This window comes from Mesorhizobium sp. B2-1-1 (assembly GCF_006442975.2).
GTDB lineage: Bacteria > Pseudomonadota > Alphaproteobacteria > Rhizobiales > Rhizobiaceae > Mesorhizobium.
Genome location: NZ_CP083954.1, coordinates 4,361,570 through 4,381,069, shown reverse-complemented (window position 1 = coordinate 4,381,069; position 19,500 = coordinate 4,361,570). Strand labels below are relative to the sequence as shown.

Below are 19,500 nucleotides of genomic sequence, written 5' to 3'. Positions count from 1 at the left end.
CATGACGTCGCTTGGAGAACCCTTTGCGGCCAAGGTATCATAGGCCATCGGCTGCGGGTTTGGCAGGCAATGTTCCGGAAACCGGCCATTCGCAAGCGATGCCGAGGGCCAATGGGCGCAAGCCGCTGGCTTTCGACGCCGAAACATGCTCGATCTTTCCAGCCGCCGATCCGACGGCCGTTGGCTGGTCGTTTGCAGGCCACATTTGATTGTCAGTAGCAACTGGTCTGGTTTGGGGGAGCCGCCATGTTTGAAAGCCTGATCGGCCTTGTCGCCATCATCGCGCTGTTCGTCATCATTTCGCGCCAGCAGAGCCGCATCGGACTGATCGAGCGTGAGCTAGGCGCACTGCGGAGCCTCGTCCTTTCCGGCGCCGTGCCGCCTCTCGCCAAGCAGTCCGAACCGGCGGCGACCGAGGGCCAGCCGGCCGAAGCCGTTGTTGCTGCGGCCGTGGTCGTTTCGCCAACGGCCAGCGAGGCAGCCACCGGGCAGGCGCTGCCGGCTCTGGAAACCGACGCCGCGACGGACGAGGTCAAGCCGGGACCATGGACACCAGGCGAGGCGGCGCCCAAGGCAGCAGAATCCGAGCCTGTCGCAGCGGTGAAAGCGCCCGGCAAACCCGATATCGAAACGGCGCTCGGCACCCGCTGGGCGGTCTGGGTCGGCGGTTTGGCACTGGCGCTGGGCGGCCTGTTTCTCATCCGCTACACGATCGAAGCCGGAATTTTCGGCCCCGGTGTGCGGCTGACCATGGCCGGGCTGCTCGGCCTTGTGCTGATTGCAGCCGGCGAATTCATTCGCCGCACCGGCTTCAGGGTGCCCGTGCAAGGCGCCGCAGGCGCCTACATCCCGGCGATCCTGACTGCGGCGGGCGCCTTCATCCTGTTCGGCGCCGTCTATGCCGCACATGGCATCTACGGATTTATCGGGCCGGCGCTCGCCTTCACGCTGCTCGGCGCCATCGGCATAGCGACGATTGCCGCCGCCCTTGTCCACGGCCAGGCGCTGGCTGGTATCGGCCTCGTCGGCGCCATGGTGACGCCGATGCTGATTGCCTCTCAGGCGCCCAATCCCTGGGCCCTGTTCGGCTATCTGGCGATCGTGCTTGCCGCCAGCGGCGTCATTGCCCGCATGCGCGATTGGAAGTTGCTGATGACGGCGGCCTTTGTCGGTACCGGCATCTGGACGATCCTCTATATGACCGATGCGCCGGGCGCGAATTTATCCGTGATCCTGTTCGTGAACACCGTCACGCTGGCCGTGCTCGCCTTCGTCTGGCTCGGCCGCCGCAGCGACGAAGGCGGATCAGCCACGGCTTTCGACTGGCCGTCCGTCGCGCCGGGCCTGTTTGTTGCCCTCTCGGCGCTGGGCCTTTCGGTCGATCCGGCCTTCGTCGCTGCCGGCGATGCCTTGCCGGGAGCCGTCGTGCTCGCCGCGATGGTGGCCGTCGCGCTCTACCGCCCCCCGGCGCTGCCACTGCTCTATGCGGCGGGACTGGTGACGGTGCTGATCTATCTCGGGATCATCCCGCCGACTTCGATCGCTTCTGATTTTTCAGGCGACGTCTTGGGCATCGATGCCGTGCCCCTGGCGACATCGAACGCACTGACCTTGCGCATCGGTGTTGCGCTTGGCCTTGTCTTCATCGGCGCCGGTTTCTGGGCCGCCCGCAAATTTGCCGCTGCGACCCACTTCCGCGCTGCGTCATGGGCGGCGTGGGGCGTCATCGTGCCGTTGGTCGTCCTGCTGGCACTCTGGTTCACGTTCGGCAATCTCGACCGCGATCTTGCCTACGCCGCCGTGGCGGCGCTGCTGGTCGTGGTTTTCGCTGCCGGCGGCGAGTGGATCGCGCGCGGCGAGCAACCGCCGTTGCAGGGCAGGGCGGCCGTATTCTTCGCGCTCGGCGGAGCCGCGCTCGCAGGCCTGCTGATGCTGCATATGGCCTTCAGTTCCGGCTGGACAACCATCCTGCTTGGTGCGGCCGCAATCGTGCCGGCGCTGGCCACGCGCTGGCGTTCCTATCCGGTGCTCGGCTGGATTTCGGTCGGCGCGGTCGCGGCGGTGCTTGGACGTGTCATCTTCGATCCGACCGTCGTTGGCCCCGAGTTCCTGTCGACGACCCCGGTTTTCAACTGGCTGCTGCCGGGCTATGGCGTGCCGGCGCTCGCCTTCGCTTTCGCCGCCTGGCAACTGGCCCGCACCACCGACGGCCGGCCGCGCCTGGCCATGGAAGCTTCGGCGGCGCTGTTTGCACTGCTGACGCTTGCCATGCTGGTGCGCCACGCCATGCGTGGCGGTGTCCTCAACAGCGATGCGCCCACACTTGCCGAACAGGCCATCTACACGCTGATCGCGATCGGCGCCGGCGCCATACTCGTGGCCATCGACAGGCGCTCGCCAAGTTCCGTGCTGCGCTACGGGTCCATGGCGGCGGGCGTGATCTCGGTCGCCTTCATCGTCGTGCAGCATTTCCTGGTGCTGAACCCGCTTTTCACCGACGAGTCGACCGGGCAGATCCCGGTCTTCAACCTGTTGTTCCTCGCCTATCTGCTGCCGGCGGTCGCGGCCGGAGGGCTTGCGCTCTATGCCCGCAACAAGCGGCCGAAATGGTATGCCGCCATGCTGGCGCTGGTGGCGGCCCTGCTTGCCTTCGCCTATGCCACGTTGTCGGTGCGGCGCCTGTTCAAGGGTGAGTTCATCGGCTTGTGGAGCGGCCTTGGCCAGTTGGAAACCTACACCTATTCGGCACTCTGGCTGATCATCGGCGTGGCGCTGCTGACCGCCGGCGTCTGGCTGAAATCGCAGGTGCTGCGCATCGCCTCGGCCGCATTGATTGCGGTCGCCGTACTGAAGGTGTTCCTCTTCGACATGTCGGAGCTGGAGGGTGTGCTTCGCGCGCTGTCCTTCATCGGCCTTGGCGCCGTGCTGATTGGCATCGGCCTGTTTTACCAGCGGCTTTTGACCAGGGTGGCGAAGGGGCGTGAGGGTTAGGATTGTTTGAATATTCAAAATGGAATATATGAATATTCACGGAGATATTCATATGCCGCTCTATATCCGCGACGATGAGGTAGATGCGCTGGCGACGAAATTGCAGCGCGAGACGAATGCGCCGAGCAAAACGGAAGCCGTGCGAACCGCGCTTTTGCACGAACTTGAACGAAGCCGCGCCCGCAAACCGCTGCGGGAGAGGATTGCCGTTCTTCAAGCGCAAGCAGCGGCGTTGGGGCCGTCCGACACCACCTTCGATATGAAGGCATTCATGGACGAGATGTGGGAAGACTGATGTTTGTCGACGCATCGGTTGTCGTTGCAATTCTCGCCAAGGAATCGGGTTGGGAGGAATTGCTGAAGCGGATCGCCGACGTCGACGGTCAGCTGTACATTTCAGCGCTTGTTCGGCTCGAAGCTACGCTTGCCCTCGGGCGAGTGAATGCCGGTGCCAAAAAGCCGACTCCCGGAATGCTGTCTGCGGCGCGCAATCTGGTCGATGCGTTCATTGTTGAGATCGACGCTCGCAATGTAACCATCAACGAGGATATCGGTGGGCGCGCCATTGATGCCAGCATCCGGTACAGCAAAGCGGTCGGTCATCCGGCCGACCTTAATTTTGGTGATTGCTTTTCCTACGCCTGCGCCAAGGCTCTTGATGTTCCGTTGCTCTTTAAAGGCAATGACTTTCTCAAGACCGATTTGGCGTAGTTGGCCTCCTGTTGATTGCGGGAATAAACCCGCCGCTCCCATCGTTACATCATTGCTTGGGTGACCGGGGCGGTGGACCGCTTCGCACTGGCTGCTTGCGTCGCGCCGCGAAGGCGCGTTCAATCTGATGAATAGGGCAATTCCGAAAACCAGCGGTCATGGACGAAAAGAAGGCAGCAATCCTCGGCGAAATACCGCGCCTGCGCCGCTACGCACGCTCGTTGTTGCGCGACCGCGATGCCGCCGACGATCTCGTCCAGGACTGTCTCGAACGGGCCCTCATGCGGCTCGACAACTGGCAGACGGGAGAAAGCCCCAGGAGGTGGCTGTTTACGATCATGCATCATTTGTTCATTGACCAGATGCGCAAAGTGAACCGGCGCGGCGAAGCCGCGATGCTGTCGCTGGAAGCGGGCGAGGCGGTTGCACAGCCGGCCGAGCAGGTGGAAAGCATCGCCTCGCGCGAGATCGTCGACGCATTGCAGGCGATCAGCCCCGACCGCCGTGCCGCACTCGTCATGGTCGCGATCGAAGGCTTTTCCTATGCCGAGGCCGCCAACATCCTGGGAGTGCCGGCGGGAACGCTGATGTCGCGCATCGCGCGCGGGCGCGAGGAGTTGCGCGGACTGCTGGACGACACGGCACGCCGCCGTTCGATAAGGATCGTCTAGAAATGATCCGCCGCGATTTCTCCGAACGCGACATCCACATGGCACTCGACGGCGAGTTGCCGGCCGATGAGCGCGCCGCCTATGACGCATGGCTCGACGCCACTCCCGAGATGAAGGCGAAAAGCGCCCGTTTCATCGCCGACAGGACGGCATTGCGAGATGCCTTCGCTGGCGTGATCCACGAGCCGGTGCCGGTGCGGTTGCGCAAGGTGGTGCTTGGCGAGACGCCAGCCAGGACGCCAATGCCACGCTCGCGCTGGTGGCTTGCCGCCGCCGCTGCCGGTCTACTGGCCGCGGGCGGGCTTGGCGGCTACTTTGCCGGCAGCGACGGTATTGGCCGGGAAGATCAGGCCGAGGATCAGTTGGCCGAGCAGGCGATCGCCGCGCATGTCATCTATGCCGCCGAGAAGCGGCATGCGGTGGAAGTGCCGGCAAGCGACAAGGATCATCTGCTGACCTGGCTGTCCAACCGGGTCGGATTGAAGCTGGTTGCGCCGGACTTGACCGGCAGCGGGTTCCAACTGGTCGGCGGCAGGTTGCTGCCGGCTGGCGAGAGCAAGGCGGCAATGCTGCTCTATGAAGACGACAAGGGCGAGCGCATATCGCTCTTTGTAACGGCCGAATCGGTGGAGAACGCCAGGGGGACCTACGCTTCGGCGCAAGCCGGCCCGCAGGCCGTCTACTGGCTGGACAAGGGCTATGGCTGCGCTGTCGTCGGCTCAGTGCCGCGCGAGCAATTGGCCATCGTGGCCAAGAGCGCCTACAGCCAGCTTCTGGCCGGCCTGGCGAGTTGAACAGCATCGTTTTTTGGCGCCGCCGCCTACTCGAAAACGGTGACCTGGTTCAAAGCCTTTGTCCTCCCGGGCTGGCGCCAATCTGTCACAATTCGGCCCTAATCGAGGTGCGATAGCGCTGGATGGGCGCTGCCGTTTTGGGCTGGTGTCTGGACGTTTCGAATAGGGCCTTCATCACAACCCAATCGAGGTTTTCCAAGCCCGCATGCCTGCCGAGATTCGCACGGCCCGCGCGACTGACGTCGATGATCTCGCCGCCATCGAGAAAGCTGTTTTCTCCAGCGACCGCATTTCCCGTCGCTCCTTCCGACAGTTCATCGAGCGCGAGACCGCCGAGACGCTGGTCGCCGAAAGAGATGGCCGCGTCGCCGGTTATGCGATTGTGCTGTTTCGCAAGGGCAGCGGCGTGGCGCGCCTTTATTCGATCGCCACCAGTCCCTTTTTTGGCGCCCTCGGCATCGGCCGCCGGTTGCTAGTGGCGGCGGAGGAGGCGGCCTTCGAACACGATCGCATGATGCTGCGCCTAGAAGTGCGGGAGGATAATGCCCGCGCCATCAGCATCTACGAGCGGGCCGGCTACCGCAAGATCGGCCGCGAACCCGATTACTACGAGGACGGCGCCACGGCGCTGCGCTACGAGAAGACCTTGCGCGGCGAACTTCCGGCCGCCACCAGCGTGCCGTTCTACCAGCAGACCTGCGAATTCACTTGCGGTCCCTGCTGCCTGATGATGGCCATGGGCAATTTCGATCACGACTTCGTACCGGACCCGGTCAGGGAAATTCGTCTTTGGCGCGAAGCGACGACCGTCTTCATGATGTCGGGCCCGGGTGGCTGCGAGCCGTTCGGCCTCGCGGTCGCCGGCTATGAGAGCGGCCTTGCGGCCGAGATTTACGTGTCGTTCTACGGCGCGTTGTTCCTCCAGTCGGTGCGCAGCGCGGACAAGCGCCGGGTGATGGAACTGGCCCAGGTCGACTTTCGCCGACGCGCGGAACTTTACGGCATCCCGGTGAATTACCGTTCATTCACCATCGACGACATTCGCGCCGCGATCGCGAAAGGAAAATTGGTGCTGGTGCTGATCAGCGGCTTCCTGATGTTCGGCAAGAAGGTGCCGCACTGGGTGTTGGCCATCGGCGACGACGGTGACCATATCCTGATCCACGATCCCTGGGTTGAGGACGAGAGGCAGGAGACCATCCTTGATGCCGCCAACATTCCCGTGCCTTACGGCATCTTTATGAACATGGCGCAGTTCGGCCGCGACGGACTGCGCGCCGCCATCACTCTGGGGAAGCGCTGATAACAATGACCTGGGTTATCTTAACTGGCCGGCAGAGCGATCTCGACCAGGTGGCGACACCGCACAAGATTATCACCAACCGCGACTATCTCGCGCATCCGGCGCTGTTTCGCGGCCAGCGTCCCAAGGTCATCAACCTGTCGAACAATTACGGCTACCAGAGCCGCGGCTATTATGCCTCGCTGCTGGCGGGTTCGCGCGGCCACAAGGTCATCCCGACCGTAGAAACCATGATCGATCTGTCGGAGCGCAAGCTTTACGAACATGCGCTGCCCGAACTGGAGCTGGCGCTCAACAAGTGCCGCAAGGATCTTGGCGGCGCTTTTCCGGCGAAGGTCTGCATCTTCTTCGGCATTGGCCCGTCCAAGGTGTGGGACCGATTCGCCAAGCTCCTGTTCGACTGGTTCCGCGCGCCGGCGCTCGAGGTCCACATCAAGGACAGCGCCGAGTGGGCCTCGATCCGCAAGATCGGCTTTCATCCCCTTGCGCGCATGACCGAGGAGGAGGAGAGCTTCTTCCTGCAATGCCTGGACACCTATACCAATCGCGAATGGCGCGACACCAAGGGCCGCACGCCGGCGCGCTACACTTTCGCCACGCTGGTCGATCCGCATGAGGAATTGCCGCCCTCGGAAATCTCCTCGCTGCGCTACTGGGCCAGGATCGCCGAAAAGATGGGCGTCGAAATCGAGCCGATCACCAAGAGGGACCTCGCCAAGCTCGCCAATTACGACGCGCTGTTCATCCGCGAAACCACCTCGATCTCCAACCATACCTATCGTTTCGCGCGCCGCGCCCAGCAGGAAGGCATGCCGGTCATCGACGACCCGCTGTCGATGATCCGCTGCACCAACAAGGTCTATCTCAACGAGCTGATGGCCTACAACAAGGTGCCGGTTCCGCCGACCGTGATGATAGCCGGCACTTCCGACCTTGAACTCGCGGCGCAGACGCTGGGTTTTCCGCTGGTGCTGAAAATCCCGGATTCCTCCTTCTCGCGCGGCGTCAAGAAATGCGCCAATTTCGAGGAATTGAAGACACTCGCCACCGAATGGCTGGAGGATTCCGATCTTCTGATCGCGCAGAAATTCATCCCGACCGAATATGACTGGCGTGTCGGCGTGCTCGGCGGCCAACCGCTGTTTGCCGTACATTACCTAATGGCCAAGAAGCACTGGCAGATCGTCAACCACAAGGCCAGCGGCAAGCCCGACCAGGGCGGCATCAAGACCTTCACGCTGAAGGAGACGCCGCCCCATGTCGTCGAGACGGCAGTCAAGGCGGCGCGCTGCATCGGCGACGGCCTCTACGGCGTCGACCTCAAGGAGACCAAGGACGGCGTCTTCGTCATCGAGGTCAACGACAATCCCAACCTCGATCATGGCTGGGAGGACTCCGGCGAGAAGGACGAGGTCTGGGTACGGCTGACGCAATGGTTCCTGGAACGTTTGGAGCGGCCGGGCCGATAATTATCCGATTGGGGCAGAGATGCTGTTTTTGGTGACCGAGGATTTTCGCGGCTGCGACCGCAAGGAGATCTACCGCCGCTTCCGCGATTACGGTCGCCTGAACCCCGAGGAGCTTCTGGTGCACCATAGCTGGATCGCGGCGGACATGAGCCGCTGTTTCCTGCTGGTGGAGACCGACGACGTCACGCTGCTGCAGCGCTGGGTGATCGAGTGGGCGGATCTGGTGGAGTTCGAGATCGTGCCCGTGGCGGCGAACAAGGACATGGTCGAGGCATTGAGCGGGCACCTCTGACCATCGCCGCTTGCCGGCTCAGCGGAGCGCCGGCGAGCCCACCGCGCGCTGGCATTCATCGACCAGCCAGTCACGGAACGCCGCCACGACGTCCCTTCTTGCGCTCCGCTGCGGAATCGTCAGGCAATAGGGCTGGCGCAGCGCAATCGCCTTGGCGACAGGCCGGACCAGCCGGCCGTCCTCCACGGCCTCGGCGCAATAGATCCCTTGCGCCAGCGCCACGCCCAGTCCCGAAATGGCGAGGTCGAGCGCCGCGCGCGAGGAGTTTGCCGATAGGCCGCGCTGAATGCCGCGCCCAGGCGCGATGCCGGCCGCCTCGAACCAGCTGCGCCATGAGGGAAAGGATGCGCCGGTCGGTCCCCAGTCGGTGTGGATCAGGGGCAGCCCGGCGAGCGGACCGCCATCCGCCTTCAGCACGCTGGCAAGCTTTGGCGCGCAGACGGGATAGACCGCGTCCTGGACAATGTCCTCGATCGGGTGCTCACGATAGTGCGGACCGTAGGAGAGCCTGACGTCGATCAGGTCGCGGTCGAACGACACCGGGTCGTCATCGCCCCTGAGAGATATGTCGACGGCACCGTGGATGGCGATGAAGCCGGCAAGGCGCTCGGAAAGCCAGCCCATGGCCATGGACGGAGGGACCGAGACAACGAGCCGCGGGCGGAACGCATCGCCTGCAAGCTGGCGCGAGACGCTGCCGATTTCCTGGAAGGCCATGGTCAATCGAGGCAGCATCTCGACGCCAGCCTCGCTCAGGACGACACGCCGGTTGGCGCGGTGGAAGAGCTTGCGGCCAACTTGCTCCTCGACGATGCGGATGAGCTGGCTGACTGCGGCGGCCGAGACCGATAGCTCTTCCGCCGCCGCGGCGAAGCTGCCGGTGCGCGCAGCCGCCTCGAAGGCCTGAAGACCTCGCAACGATGGCAGTGCAACCATGGCGGTGACCAAAAAGATAAGCTCAGCTTATCTATATTGCAGAAATCCTCGTTGTTAGAAAGGTTTCTTGCTGGGGTATGCTGACCGAATGAATTCAATCAGCCGGAATGCCCCTATGGATCATCGTGACGTGATCGCCTCGCTGACGAATGAGGAGCGCAGCCGGCTAACCGGCAAGTCGGATGGGCCCGGCCTTGTTCAGCTCGCTTTCCACCTCGGCGCGATCCTGCTCCTCGGATCGTTGATCGCCGCCAAGGTGCCGTTCTGGCCGCTGCTGATGCTGCCGCAAGGCATACTGATCGTGTTCCTGTTCACGCTGCTGCATGAGACGGTGCATCGCACGGCTTTCGAAAGGCAATGGCTGAACGACGCAGTCGCGCGTGTCTGCAGCCTGGCGATCGCGCTGCCGGCCGACTGGTTCCGCTATTTCCATTTCGCCCATCACCGTTTCACACAGGATCCCGAACGCGATCCGGAACTGGCTTTCCCGAAGCCGGAAACCTGGCGGCAGTACCTGGTCCACGTTTCCGGACTTCCAGTGTGGTTGGGGCATTTGAAGACGCTCTACGCCAATGCTGTGGGACGTTGCCAGGACAGCTACGTGCCCCCCAAGGGGCGTCCGAAGGTACGCGCCGAGGCGCGCGCGATGATTGCCTTCTACGCCGTCGTGCTGATGCTCGCGCTGTGGTTCAAGGCGAAGGTGCTGCTCCATGTCTGGATCTTTCCCGCGCTGCTCGGCCAGCCGTTCCTGCGGCTCTATCTGCTGGCCGAGCATGGTCGCTGCCCCTTCGTCGCAAACATGCTGGAGAATACCAGGACGACGCTGACCAACTGGGCTGTGCGCAAGCTTGCCTGGAACATGCCCTTCCATGCCGAGCATCACGCCTATCCGGGCGTGCCCTTCCACCGGTTGCCGGAGTTTCATGCGCTGATCGAGCGGCATCTGAAGGTTGTCGAGCCGGGTTATATCGGCTTCCATGAAAAATACATCGAGACGCTGCGCTGATTTATGGCGTCAGCCGGTCTGGCTGCGCACCGCGCCCGATTTCAACAGGTGCTGAATCTCCGCCGCCTTTGACGGCACGCCGATCAGATAGCCTTGCGCCTCCACGCAGCCGTTTCGGCGCAGCATGTCGAGCTGTGCTTCGGTTTCTACGCCTTCGGCGGTGACGGTGATGCCCAGTTCGGCGCCCAGTCCGATGATGGTGCGCACGATCGCTGCGGTGTCGAGATTGCCGATGTCGGAGATGAAGGAACGATCGATCTTGATCTTGTCGACGGGAAAGCGCCTGAGATAGCCGAGTGAGGAATAGCCGGTGCCAAAGTCGTCGAGCGCGATGCGGATGCCGAGTTCACGCAACTGTCGCAGCGTCTTCAGGACGGCTTTGCTCTCGTCCATCAGCACGGTTTCGGTGATCTCCAGTTCCAGTCGTCCGGCCGGCACGCCTGAAAAGGCCAGGGCGGAGATGACGCTGCGAGCAAAGCCGCCGCTTTTGAGCTGCACGGCGGAGACATTGACCGCAATGCGCAGGCCAGGTGGCCAGGCTGCCGCCGTCGCACAGGCCTTTCTCAGCGCCCATTCGCCAAGCGGCACGATCAGCCCGGTTTCCTCGGCGACCGGAATGAATTCGTCCGGCGCCACAGTGCCGCGCGACGGCGAATGCCAGCGCATCAGGGCCTCGGCGCCGACAATCTCGCCCGAAGCTATGGCCATGATCGGTTGGAAATCGAGATCGAATTCCCGGCTCGGCAGCGCCGTATCGAGATCGGCTTCGAGCGCCCGGCGCGCGCGCACCGTGGCATCCATGCCGGGCTCGAAGAAACGGTACAGGTTGCGCCCTTCGCTTTTTGCCCGGTAGAGCGCCATGTCGGCGTTTGTCAGCAATGTATCGGCGTCCCTGCCATCGCCGGGAGAAAGCGCGATGCCAACGCTGACGCCAACATGCATGTCCCGGCTCTTGTCATGAAATGGTTTGGCGATGGCCTCGACAATGCGTTTCGCCAGTTTTTCCGCGCTGGCCAGGCCCTCGACGTTGAACTGGACGATCACGAACTCGTCGCCGCCAAAACGGGCGACGATATCTGCGTCGTTGTCCACGCAGCGCAGCAGTCTTGCGGCCACGCCTTTCAGCAGCCGGTCGCCAGCCGGATGTCCCAGCGTATCGTTGACGACCTTGAAGCGGTCGAGGTCGAGCGAGAAGATTGCCAGCGGTCCCGCGGCCGCATCCTCCAGTGCCCGGTCGAGCCGGTCGCGAAACACCGAGCGATTGGGCAACCCGGTCAGCACGTCGTGATGCGCAAGATGGGTCATGCGCTCCTCGGCAAGCCTGCTCTCGGTCACGTCGTCGAAAGTGGCGACCCAGCCGCCGCCGCTCATCGGCCGGCGGGCAACCATCAGCGTTCGTCCGTCGGCGAGCCGGCGGGGGGTCGACCGCGTCTGGCCGGCCAGCACGCGAGCCTCGGTCCTCGAAACTTCGTCCTCGACATCTATGGGCGCATAGACGCCAAGCCGCACCAGCCGTTCGAGGAGTTCGCGGTGAGTCATGCCGAGCGGCAGATCCGCCTCGGTCACACCATAAAGCTCCAGGATGCGCTGATTGCGTACGATCAGCCTGCCGCCGGCGTCATACATCAGCAGGCCCTGCGACATGTTCGCGAGCGCCGCGTCGAAGCGGCGATGCTGTTCCTTGAGATCCTGTTCGGCGCGCCGCTGCTCGGTGATGTCTTCGTAGATCGAAACCCAGCCGCCCGATGCCAATGGCCGGTGCGAGATGCTGATGATGCGTCCATCAGAGAGCGCCTCCTCATAGGTCGAGGGTTTCGCTCCATCGATATAGGGCTTGCGGATGGCGTAAAGTTCTTCGGCGCTTTGCGAGGCGATGCCGACATCGACGCTGTGCCGCAGGATGTCGATGAAATGGATGCCCGGCTGCGCCACGTTGGCGTCGAGGCAGAAGATGTTGATATAGTTGCCGTTGCAGATGATCATGCGCTCGTCGGCGTCGAACATGCAAAGACCATGCGACATGTTCTCGACGGCGGCCGAAAAGCGTTCGTTTTGTTCGCGCAGTTCGTCTTCCATATCACGACGATCCACGCCTTCGGCCCCCTGTTCAGGGACGGTCGAACCATCCTTGTCGTCAACGACGGGCATGAGCGTGCCTGCGGCTCGTGATCGAACACCGCACTGTCGGCTGTTCCGGTTAATTTAGCGTTTTCTACCCTACCGCCGTAGCAACCTTGCGCCGCGACTTCTCGATCGCGGAAAAACGCTTCAGGAAGGCATTCTGTGCCCAGGTTACCGAGCGCGGCGTGAAATCGAAGCGCTCGGCACTGAAGCCGCGTGGACGACCGAAGAACTCGGTCGCCTCCGCGGTCGAAAAGCCGGCGAGCAGCGTTGCCTCGAAATAGGCGGCGATCTGGTCCGCGCGCTTGATCTCCTTGCGCAGGCCGGCGCCTGGTTCCGGCGGTAGCGAGAAGCGCAGATGGATGGCGCGCTGCAAGCGCAGTTCACAGTCCTTATAACTGCCGCCCATCACCGATTTGAATGGCGAGATCATGTCGCCGATTACATATTCGGGCGCATCGTGCAGCAATGCCATAAGCCGGGCGTCCGCCGGCGCATCGGGCATCAGGTCGCAAAACAGCGCTTCCACCAGCAACGAATGCTGGGCGACCGAGAAGGCGTGCTCGCCGCGGGTTTGGCCGTTCCAGCGCGCGACGCGGGCGAGCCCGTGGGCGATGTCCGAAATCTCGATATCGAGGGGTGAGGGGTCGAGCAAGTCGAGCCGGCGGCCGGACAGCATGCGCTGCCAGGCGCGTGGCGGCGCACCGATGCGGTCGGCCGCCATCAGGCCTCCTCCGTGCCGGCGGCTTCCTGGGGAAAGCTGAATTTGGCGAAAGGTGGAATGGCCACCGTAACCGGCACGTCTCCGGCCAGGATCGGCTGGCCGGCGTCGAGCGCTGTCTTGACCCTGTCGATACGGGCGATGCCGAGGCCGATCGTGCCGGCATTCGAGCCGAGAGTGCCCACCGATCGCCCGTCGACGGTCAATTCGGCGCCGGCCTCAGGCAAGGCCCGTTCGGCCCTGACGATCAGCACCCGCCGCCTTGCCGTGCCACGATGCTGCATGCGCGAGACGACCTCCTGGCCGACATAGCAGCCCTTCCTGAAGCCGACGCCACCGGTCTCGTCGAGCAGCACGTCATGCGGGAAGGCGTCGCCGAGCTGGTAGTCGGTGCCGCTCTCGGCAATGCCATGCGCGATGCGCAAGGCCTGCCATGCGGCACCGTCGTCAGTCTCTTGAGCGCTGCCATAGGAGCGGGTGACGCTTTCATCGCGAAAGCGCCGGTCGGCCAGCACGGTTGAATCCTTTTGTGAGGGAGCTGACTCATTTCCCCAGGCAATGGAGACAAGCGTCTGTTCGGATTTGGCAATCTCGACCTTGGCGCGCAACTTGTACAGCATCAGCCGGCGTACGAAATCGTCAGCGATCTCGGCGCGGCATTCGAGGCGGAACGCGTTTTCGCCGGCCCGTGAGATCAGGAAGTCAAACAGGATCTTGCCTTGCGGTGTCAAAAGCGCGCCCGGTTTTGCCTCGCCGGCGCCGAGCGCGTCGAGATCGGTGGTCAGGATGTTCTGCAGGAAGTGTTCGGCATCCGGACCGGAGACGGAGATCAGCGCGCGGTCTTTCAGCAGGGCAAAGGGCATGGGGCGGATAAAAGCCTGATCTTGCAAAACAGATGGCCATTACGTAAGCCGCTGACACTTCCCCTGCAAGAGATCGATCAGCATGGCCAACACCTACGACCTCATCCTGACAGGCGGCATGGTGGTCAACCATGACGGCGAGGGGCAACGCGATGTCGGCGTGAAGAATGGGCGCATCGCCGCCATCGGCGATCTGCGCCAGGCCTCGGCCGGCGAGACGATCGACTGCCGGGGCCTGCATATCCTTCCGGGCGTCGTCGACAGCCAGGTGCATTTCCGCGAGCCGGGACTGGAGCACAAGGAGGATCTGGAGACTGGATCTCGGGCGGCGGTGCTCGGTGGCGTCACCGCCGTGTTCGAAATGCCCAACACCAATCCATTAACCACCAGCGAAGAAACGCTTGCCGACAAGGTCCGACGCGGCACCGGCCGTATGCACTGCGACTTCGCCTTCTGGGTCGGCGGCACCCGCGACAACGCCAACGATGTCGCCGAGCTCGAGCGCCTGCCGGGCGCGGCCGGGATAAAGGTTTTCATGGGCTCGTCCACCGGCGACCTGCTGGTCGAGGACGATGAAGGCGTCGCCTCGATCCTCAGGAACACCCGCCGCCGCGCCGCTTTCCATTCGGAAGACGAGTTCCGGCTGCGCGAACGCCTTGGCGAGCGCATCGAGGGCGATCCTTCATCGCATCCGGTCTGGCGCGACGAGATCGCCGCCTTGCGCTGCACCGAGCGGCTGGTGCGCGTCGCGCGGGCCGCCCGTGCCCGCATCCACGTCCTGCACATCTCCACGGCCGAGGAGATATTGTTCCTCGAACAGCACAAGGATGTCGCCACCTGCGAGGCGACACCGCACCATTTGACACTGTCGGCGGACGACTACAAACGGCTCGGCACGCTGATCCAGATGAACCCGCCCGTCCGTGCCCCGCGCCATCGCGACGGCGTCTGGCACGGAATCGCGCAAGGCATTGTCGACGTACTCGGTTCCGACCATGCACCGCACACATTGGCCGAAAAAGCAAAACCATATCCGGCATCGCCCTCGGGCATGACCGGCGTGCAGACGCTGGTGCCTATCATGCTCGACCATGTCAATGCCGGTCGGCTGACTTTGCAGCGCTTCGTCGATCTTTCAAGCCACGGCCCGCAGCGCATCTTCGGCATGGCCAGGAAAGGCCGTATCGCCGCCGGCTATGATGCCGATTTCACAATCGTCGACATGAAGCGGCGCGAGACCATCACCAATGCACAAGCCGGCTCGAAGGCCGGCTGGACGCCTTATGACGGCAAGGAAGTCACCGGCTGGCCGGTCGGCACTGTCATTCGAGGCCAGCGCATCATGTGGGAGGGCGAGATCGTGACGCCGGGCCAGGGCAGGGCAGTGGAGTTCTCCGAGGCGTTGCCCGCATAGCCATTTCACATCGTTGGATTTCTTAGGCACGATCCACTAAGTTGAGTGGGTTATGCGCACAGATATCACGCCAATGATTGTTCCCGCTGAGTTTCCGGAGCTCCAGGCACTCGTCTGGAGCCGCGATGCAACGCGCCCAATTCCTGCCGAGGAAGCTTTCGCCATCTACGAGCGCAACTGGCGGTTTGTCGATCAAGAGCGCCTTACAACATCTGAAAGGCTGCTTATCCAGAACCTGGCGGAAAAATTCGGCCAGGGCATTCTTTTGACCACTGGCTGAAGTTTCGTTTCCTTCCTGATTTCTCCGCAACTGGAATATTAACGGGCCCGATGCAGCCATTCGACGAGGCGATCCGCACGAATAGGCACTCGCGTGTCCGAGTTTCAATCCCCTGCGACGAAAAACGTCCATTGCCCAGCGGGCGTGATGCCGACGCGGTAGAAGATGTAGGCGCCGAACTGCTTCATGTCGTCGAAGTCGCTCGCGGTGACGATCTTGAACAGCTCGACCCGTTGCCTGGCGTCGAGCTTGTCCAGGGGTAGAGCGAAGAAATACGGCCAGACATAGAGCTCTTGTGGCGTCCCGGCATCGACATGGACATAGCCGGCATTGAGCACCTCCTCCAGTATGGCAAGAATCTCCTGGCCATCCTGGTCGCCGGAGAGCCCCTTGAGGAAGGTAATGGCGTCGCCATCTATGTCGGTCAGTGACAATTGGGTCATGCCGTCGCCCTTGCCGATCAAAGGCCTCAGTCTTTCGACGTCGCCGCTCTCGCAGGCTTCGATGATCAGGTCATGCATGCGCCGCACCGGTTCAGGCAGCTTGCCGAGGTCGTAGACGACCTCCGGCGTGGGCGCGTCGGGATCGACGCGCGGCCTGTTGGTGGCACCGTCGCCGTTCGGCGGAGTGACCGGCTCGGCCTTGTCCGGGGCGGTTGGCTGGCTGGTCGAAGATGGCGTTCCGACCGGATCGGGTATCGGCACGGTGCTTCCCGGCGACGACACGTCGTCGTCTACCATCGGTTGGACCGGCGAAGGGAGTTCTTCGCGCTTGATCTCGCTCAGCGCATAAGCGGGACTGCTTGTCAGACACGCAACCAAGGGAATCGCGGCACTGCACGCGGCGAAACAGATGCAAAGGACCAAGCCGCGCGGCTCGCCTGACATCGAAAAATTCACTGCCCGTTTCTCCCTGCTTCCGGGCATGATGCCCGAGCGGCATTTGCCGTCAAAGAACCGGACGTCGGTTCAGTGCCGCAGCCGTTCGGGTTCGAAGGCGCCAGCAATCACCTTTTCACGCATGCGGTCGAGCAGGGCAAGGGCCGATGTCTCGCCGTTGGCGCGCAGCATTTCGCCGAACGCGGTTTCAAGCGCCGCTTCGGCGATGATCTCGGGTTCTATGCCTGCCGAAAGACCTTCGGCCCAGGCCTCGCTGTGGCTCTCCACCGCGGTCAGGCGCTTTTCTTCCCTGACCAGCGCGTCGATGTCGTTGACACCATGTTCCATAAGCGATGTCCACCCTTGCAAGCAGCGATCCGTCGATGGATCAGGCTTGATCTGTTCCGTTTACACGCAGCCGCAAATAAGTCTTTGTAAATACGACATTTTTTTGATCGTTCTTTACAGGAGGCCGGTTGCGCTTGCGAAGCTGCATTCAATCCTGGTCAAACTTAGCCGATTAGGCGTGCCTGCGGGGTGAAAACCTTCAGTTTGAGTTAATTCCACATCCGCGCGCTAACGTTTCATTAACGCTGTTGCATAAGCGCAACAAAAGGATTGCACCATGACAGTTCTCGACACAAGCTGGATATGCCCGCAGTCGCCGCCAATGGACCGGATATCTGTTGATGAAGGCCGGATGCGCTCTTGCGAGGGCACTTTGGGCGATATGCGCTAGTTGCCGTAGCGCGAGGCGATGTCGCGCGACAGGGTCTCGCCTTCCTTCATGTAGCGGCCGATGGCTTCGGTCGCCGACGCGGTGCATTGCGTGTAGGTGCCGCCGAATGAGCGGTAGCCGCGATTGAAGCTGGCGATGAAGCGGGCGCGCCGTTGCGGATCCGGGTTCTCCGATTCGAGCAGCTTCTGCATCTCGCCGCGCCACTGGTCGCCCTTTTCGCCGCACAGATTGCGCAGGAAATGCAGCGACCCCAGAACCTCCGCCAGCCGCATCAGCCCCGGTTCGAAGGGTGCCTCGGCGCTGAACGCCGGTCGTGCCGCCACAGGGCTGACGGCAAGGCATGTCGCGAGAAGGAGAGGAAGGCAACGCATAAGTCAATCTGGCCAAACAATTTGCCGCCTGCAAGGCGATTGTGCCGGGCGAATTCCGGATTTCAGGGTCGCCCAGGGGTTTGCGACGGCCGTCCAAGCAGTTCCTCGGCGACCGCGAGCACCGAACCGGCAAGCGGCAGATCAGCCATTTCGGCCAGCGTGTAGAAGGCGGCGGTCTCGGCGTCGTCGCTGGCCACGGCCTCGCCGCCGGCATGGGCCGCACCGAATACCGTCAGCAGGTAATCGACCGGATGCCCGTCGAGCGTGCCGTCGATGAGGATTTCGCGCAGCCGTCGGTAGTTTTCGGCCTGCAATTGCGTCTCCTCCAGCAATTCGCGCCGTGCCGCCTGTTCCAGCGTCTCACCGGCTTCGACCTTGCCGCCCGGGAATGCATAGAACCCTTGCGAGGGTTGTCGCGCCCGCTTGACCAGAAGCACGGCGTCGCCGCGCACAACGGCGACCGAGACCGCGGGAATGACTTTTCGCACTTCGTCCATGGATATCCGATCGCCCTGATTTACGGCAGCCTGTTGTGGACCGGCCGACGCCGGACAGCTTTAACGGTTGCAGTGCTGCTGTTCCATCGCCACTTTCGAAACCGGACATCAGGACCAATAGACATGTGCGGACGTTTTGCCTTGACCGCGACACCGGACCAGACAGCCGCTTTCCTCGGGCTGGCGGAGGTGGAGCAGTTTCCTACGCGCTACAATATAGCGCCGACGCAGCCGGTGCTGATGGCGATCTCAGGCCCGCCGCGGGCGCCGGGTTCCAACCTGCCGGACCGCCGGCCGATGCTGGTGCGCTGGGGCCTGATCCCCGCCTGGGTAAAGGATGTCGGCGAATTTCCGCTGCTGTTCAACGCACGCTCCGAAGGCGTGATCGAAAAGGCCTCGTTCAAAGCCGCCATGCGCCATCGCCGGGCGCTGGTGCCGGCATCAGGTTTTTACGAATGGCGCCAGGCGCGGCCCGGAGAGGCGGGCGGCAGGAAGGGGCAGCCTTACTGGATCAGGCCGCGGCATGGCGGGTTGGTCGCCTTTGCCGGGCTGGTTGAAACCTATGCGGAACCGGGCGGCTCGGAGTTGGACACCGGCGCCGTTCTGACGGTCGAGGCCAATGCCGACATCGCGCATATCCATGACCGCATGCCCGTGGTGATCGCACCTGAAGACTTCACCCGCTGGCTCGATTGCCGCGGACTTGAGCCGCGCGACGTCGCCGACCTGTTGCGGCCGGCGCAACGCGACTTCTTCGAAGCGATTCCGGTCTCCGACCTCGTCAACAAGGTCGCCAACACCGGGCCGGAGATTCAGGAGAAGAGGGAGATCGGGCCCGAGCCCGAGAAGGTCAAGCGCCGGAAACCCGGCGCGGACGACAGTCAGATGACGCTGTTTTAGCAGGAACTCTGTTCGAGGTGCGGTTTGGCGCCTCGTTCCGACCCTTGGGCCGATCGCGCACTGCTTCAGGCAGCGCGGGGCGATACGATTTTCTGCACCGGCTTTTTCTTCTTCGCGGTGTGGAGCAGGGCGGCGACGATCGCGGCCGGGCCGATTGCGCGATAATGGTTTGCCAGCGCTGGTTGCTTGGCGCGGTTGGCTTCCTGCTTGCTTCGAGGCATGTGTCTCTTCCCAGATAACGTTTCCGTGTCTGCGTTTGGCGGCCGAATCCGACCAAATCGTGACGCAGATTGATCTAGCCGGCGTATGTTTCATGACTGTGCCGACATGTTTAATAAAATGTTTCAGTGGCTGATTCCGTGTGATCGGGCGACGCATTTGCCAGTTCTGGCGTCGTTTTTCTCGGGATAAGCGACTTGACGGCAACACTGGCCAAGGCGATAAAGCCGCCTATGAAAACGTCTTTCGCCATTTGTGGCATTTGCATTATTGGCTAGCTTCGCGCTGGTCCGGACGTTTTCGCCTCATCTTCCGCTAGATTGG

General features: G+C 62.8%; 21 protein-coding genes. 12 read left to right on the top strand and 9 right to left on the bottom strand.

Annotation, left to right across the window (positions count from 1 at the left end; genetic code table 11):
* The first annotated feature begins 246 nt into the window (after window positions 1–246).
* The 8 genes from FJ972_RS21640 (at window position 247) to FJ972_RS21605 (ending at window position 8,231) form a co-directional block, all read left to right on the top strand.
* Window positions 247–2,991, top strand: coding sequence for a DUF2339 domain-containing protein (locus FJ972_RS21640; RefSeq protein ID WP_140520685.1), 2,745 nt, complete (start codon window positions 247–249; stop codon window positions 2,989–2,991).
* Between the two features lie 52 nt (window positions 2,992–3,043).
* Entirely contained in the window at window positions 3,044–3,286 is a 243-nt protein-coding gene (locus tag FJ972_RS21635; protein ID WP_140520954.1) for a type II toxin-antitoxin system VapB family antitoxin, read from the top strand.
* Complete coding sequence (locus FJ972_RS21630) at window positions 3,286–3,702, top strand: type II toxin-antitoxin system VapC family toxin (RefSeq protein WP_140520684.1); 417 nt, start codon at window positions 3,286–3,288, stop codon at window positions 3,700–3,702. The genes FJ972_RS21635 and FJ972_RS21630 overlap by 1 nt, the downstream gene beginning before the upstream one ends.
* A gap of 158 nt (window positions 3,703–3,860) precedes the next feature.
* The gene (locus tag FJ972_RS21625; protein ID WP_140494575.1) at window positions 3,861–4,373 is read left to right on the top strand and encodes an RNA polymerase sigma factor; all 513 of its coding nucleotides are present in this window, start codon (window positions 3,861–3,863) and stop codon (window positions 4,371–4,373) included.
* Between the two features lie 2 nt (window positions 4,374–4,375).
* Complete coding sequence (locus FJ972_RS21620) at window positions 4,376–5,167, top strand: anti-sigma factor family protein (protein WP_140520683.1); 792 nt, start codon at window positions 4,376–4,378, stop codon at window positions 5,165–5,167.
* A 205-nt stretch (window positions 5,168–5,372) separates the two neighbouring features.
* A complete protein-coding gene (locus tag FJ972_RS21615; protein WP_140494571.1) occupies window positions 5,373–6,470 on the top strand; it encodes a GNAT family N-acetyltransferase/peptidase C39 family protein in 1,098 nt (365 codons plus the stop codon).
* Window positions 6,471–6,475: 5 nt separating this feature from the next.
* Window positions 6,476–7,939: a RimK family protein gene (locus FJ972_RS21610; RefSeq protein ID WP_140494569.1), complete on the top strand. Its 1,464-nt coding sequence runs from the start codon at window positions 6,476–6,478 to the stop codon at window positions 7,937–7,939.
* Between the two features lie 19 nt (window positions 7,940–7,958).
* Entirely contained in the window at window positions 7,959–8,231 is a 273-nt protein-coding gene (locus FJ972_RS21605) for a DUF3303 domain-containing protein (RefSeq protein ID WP_140520682.1), read from the top strand.
* Window positions 8,232–8,249: 18 nt separating this feature from the next.
* On the opposite strand, the gene FJ972_RS21600 is transcribed toward FJ972_RS21605, so the two are convergent.
* Window positions 8,250–9,167, bottom strand: coding sequence for a LysR substrate-binding domain-containing protein (locus FJ972_RS21600; protein WP_140520681.1), 918 nt, complete (start codon window positions 9,165–9,167; stop codon window positions 8,250–8,252).
* A gap of 115 nt (window positions 9,168–9,282) precedes the next feature.
* Here FJ972_RS21600 and FJ972_RS21595 point away from each other — a divergent pair, with 115 nt between their 5' ends.
* Complete coding sequence (locus FJ972_RS21595; RefSeq protein ID WP_140520680.1) at window positions 9,283–10,173, top strand: fatty acid desaturase family protein; 891 nt, start codon at window positions 9,283–9,285, stop codon at window positions 10,171–10,173.
* Between the two features lie 9 nt (window positions 10,174–10,182).
* Here FJ972_RS21595 and FJ972_RS21590 read toward each other — a convergent pair whose 3' ends face one another.
* The 3 genes from FJ972_RS21590 to FJ972_RS21580 all read right to left on the bottom strand — a co-directional run bounded on the left by FJ972_RS21590 (window position 10,183) and on the right by FJ972_RS21580 (window position 13,878).
* Complete coding sequence (locus FJ972_RS21590) at window positions 10,183–12,321, bottom strand: putative bifunctional diguanylate cyclase/phosphodiesterase (RefSeq protein ID WP_140520679.1); 2,139 nt, start codon at window positions 12,319–12,321, stop codon at window positions 10,183–10,185.
* 64 nt (window positions 12,322–12,385) lie between these two features.
* Window positions 12,386–13,018 carry an HD family hydrolase gene (locus FJ972_RS21585; protein ID WP_140517817.1) on the bottom strand — a complete coding sequence of 211 codons (633 nt, stop codon included), beginning with the start codon at window positions 13,016–13,018 and terminating at the stop codon, window positions 12,386–12,388.
* Window positions 13,018–13,878 carry a YgfZ/GcvT domain-containing protein gene (locus FJ972_RS21580; RefSeq protein ID WP_140520678.1) on the bottom strand — a complete coding sequence of 287 codons (861 nt, stop codon included), beginning with the start codon at window positions 13,876–13,878 and terminating at the stop codon, window positions 13,018–13,020. Before FJ972_RS21580 ends, FJ972_RS21585 begins: the two co-directional genes overlap by 1 nt.
* An 82-nt stretch (window positions 13,879–13,960) precedes the next feature.
* Here FJ972_RS21580 and FJ972_RS21575 point away from each other — a divergent pair, with 82 nt between their 5' ends.
* Together FJ972_RS21575 and FJ972_RS21570 are read left to right on the top strand one after the other, a co-directional pair.
* Window positions 13,961–15,292, top strand: a complete 1,332-nt coding sequence (locus FJ972_RS21575; RefSeq protein ID WP_140520677.1) for a dihydroorotase — start codon at window positions 13,961–13,963, stop codon at window positions 15,290–15,292.
* A 52-nt stretch (window positions 15,293–15,344) separates the two neighbouring features.
* Window positions 15,345–15,572 carry a hypothetical protein gene (locus FJ972_RS21570; RefSeq protein WP_140494553.1) on the top strand — a complete coding sequence of 76 codons (228 nt, stop codon included), beginning with the start codon at window positions 15,345–15,347 and terminating at the stop codon, window positions 15,570–15,572.
* A gap of 104 nt (window positions 15,573–15,676) precedes the next feature.
* Here FJ972_RS21570 and FJ972_RS21565 read toward each other — a convergent pair whose 3' ends face one another.
* From FJ972_RS21565 to FJ972_RS21550, 4 genes are all read right to left on the bottom strand, one after another.
* Window positions 15,677–16,471: a hypothetical protein gene (locus FJ972_RS21565; protein ID WP_181168498.1), complete on the bottom strand. Its 795-nt coding sequence runs from the start codon at window positions 16,469–16,471 to the stop codon at window positions 15,677–15,679.
* A 69-nt stretch (window positions 16,472–16,540) separates the two neighbouring features.
* Complete coding sequence (locus FJ972_RS21560; protein WP_008874920.1) at window positions 16,541–16,798, bottom strand: hypothetical protein; 258 nt, start codon at window positions 16,796–16,798, stop codon at window positions 16,541–16,543.
* 387 nt (window positions 16,799–17,185) lie between these two features.
* Window positions 17,186–17,560 (bottom strand): TIGR02301 family protein, encoded by a 375-nt coding sequence (locus tag FJ972_RS21555; protein WP_140494550.1) that lies wholly within the window; start codon window positions 17,558–17,560, stop codon window positions 17,186–17,188.
* 62 nt (window positions 17,561–17,622) lie between these two features.
* Window positions 17,623–18,057: an NUDIX hydrolase gene (locus FJ972_RS21550; RefSeq protein ID WP_140520676.1), complete on the bottom strand. Its 435-nt coding sequence runs from the start codon at window positions 18,055–18,057 to the stop codon at window positions 17,623–17,625.
* A 123-nt stretch (window positions 18,058–18,180) separates the two neighbouring features.
* Here FJ972_RS21550 and FJ972_RS21545 point away from each other — a divergent pair, with 123 nt between their 5' ends.
* Window positions 18,181–18,957, top strand: a complete 777-nt coding sequence (locus tag FJ972_RS21545; protein WP_140517820.1) for an SOS response-associated peptidase — start codon at window positions 18,181–18,183, stop codon at window positions 18,955–18,957.
* 65 nt (window positions 18,958–19,022) lie between these two features.
* On the opposite strand, the gene FJ972_RS21540 is transcribed toward FJ972_RS21545, so the two are convergent.
* Entirely contained in the window at window positions 19,023–19,178 is a 156-nt protein-coding gene (locus FJ972_RS21540) for a hypothetical protein (RefSeq protein ID WP_140494544.1), read from the bottom strand.
* Window positions 19,179–19,500: the final 322 nt, after the last annotated feature.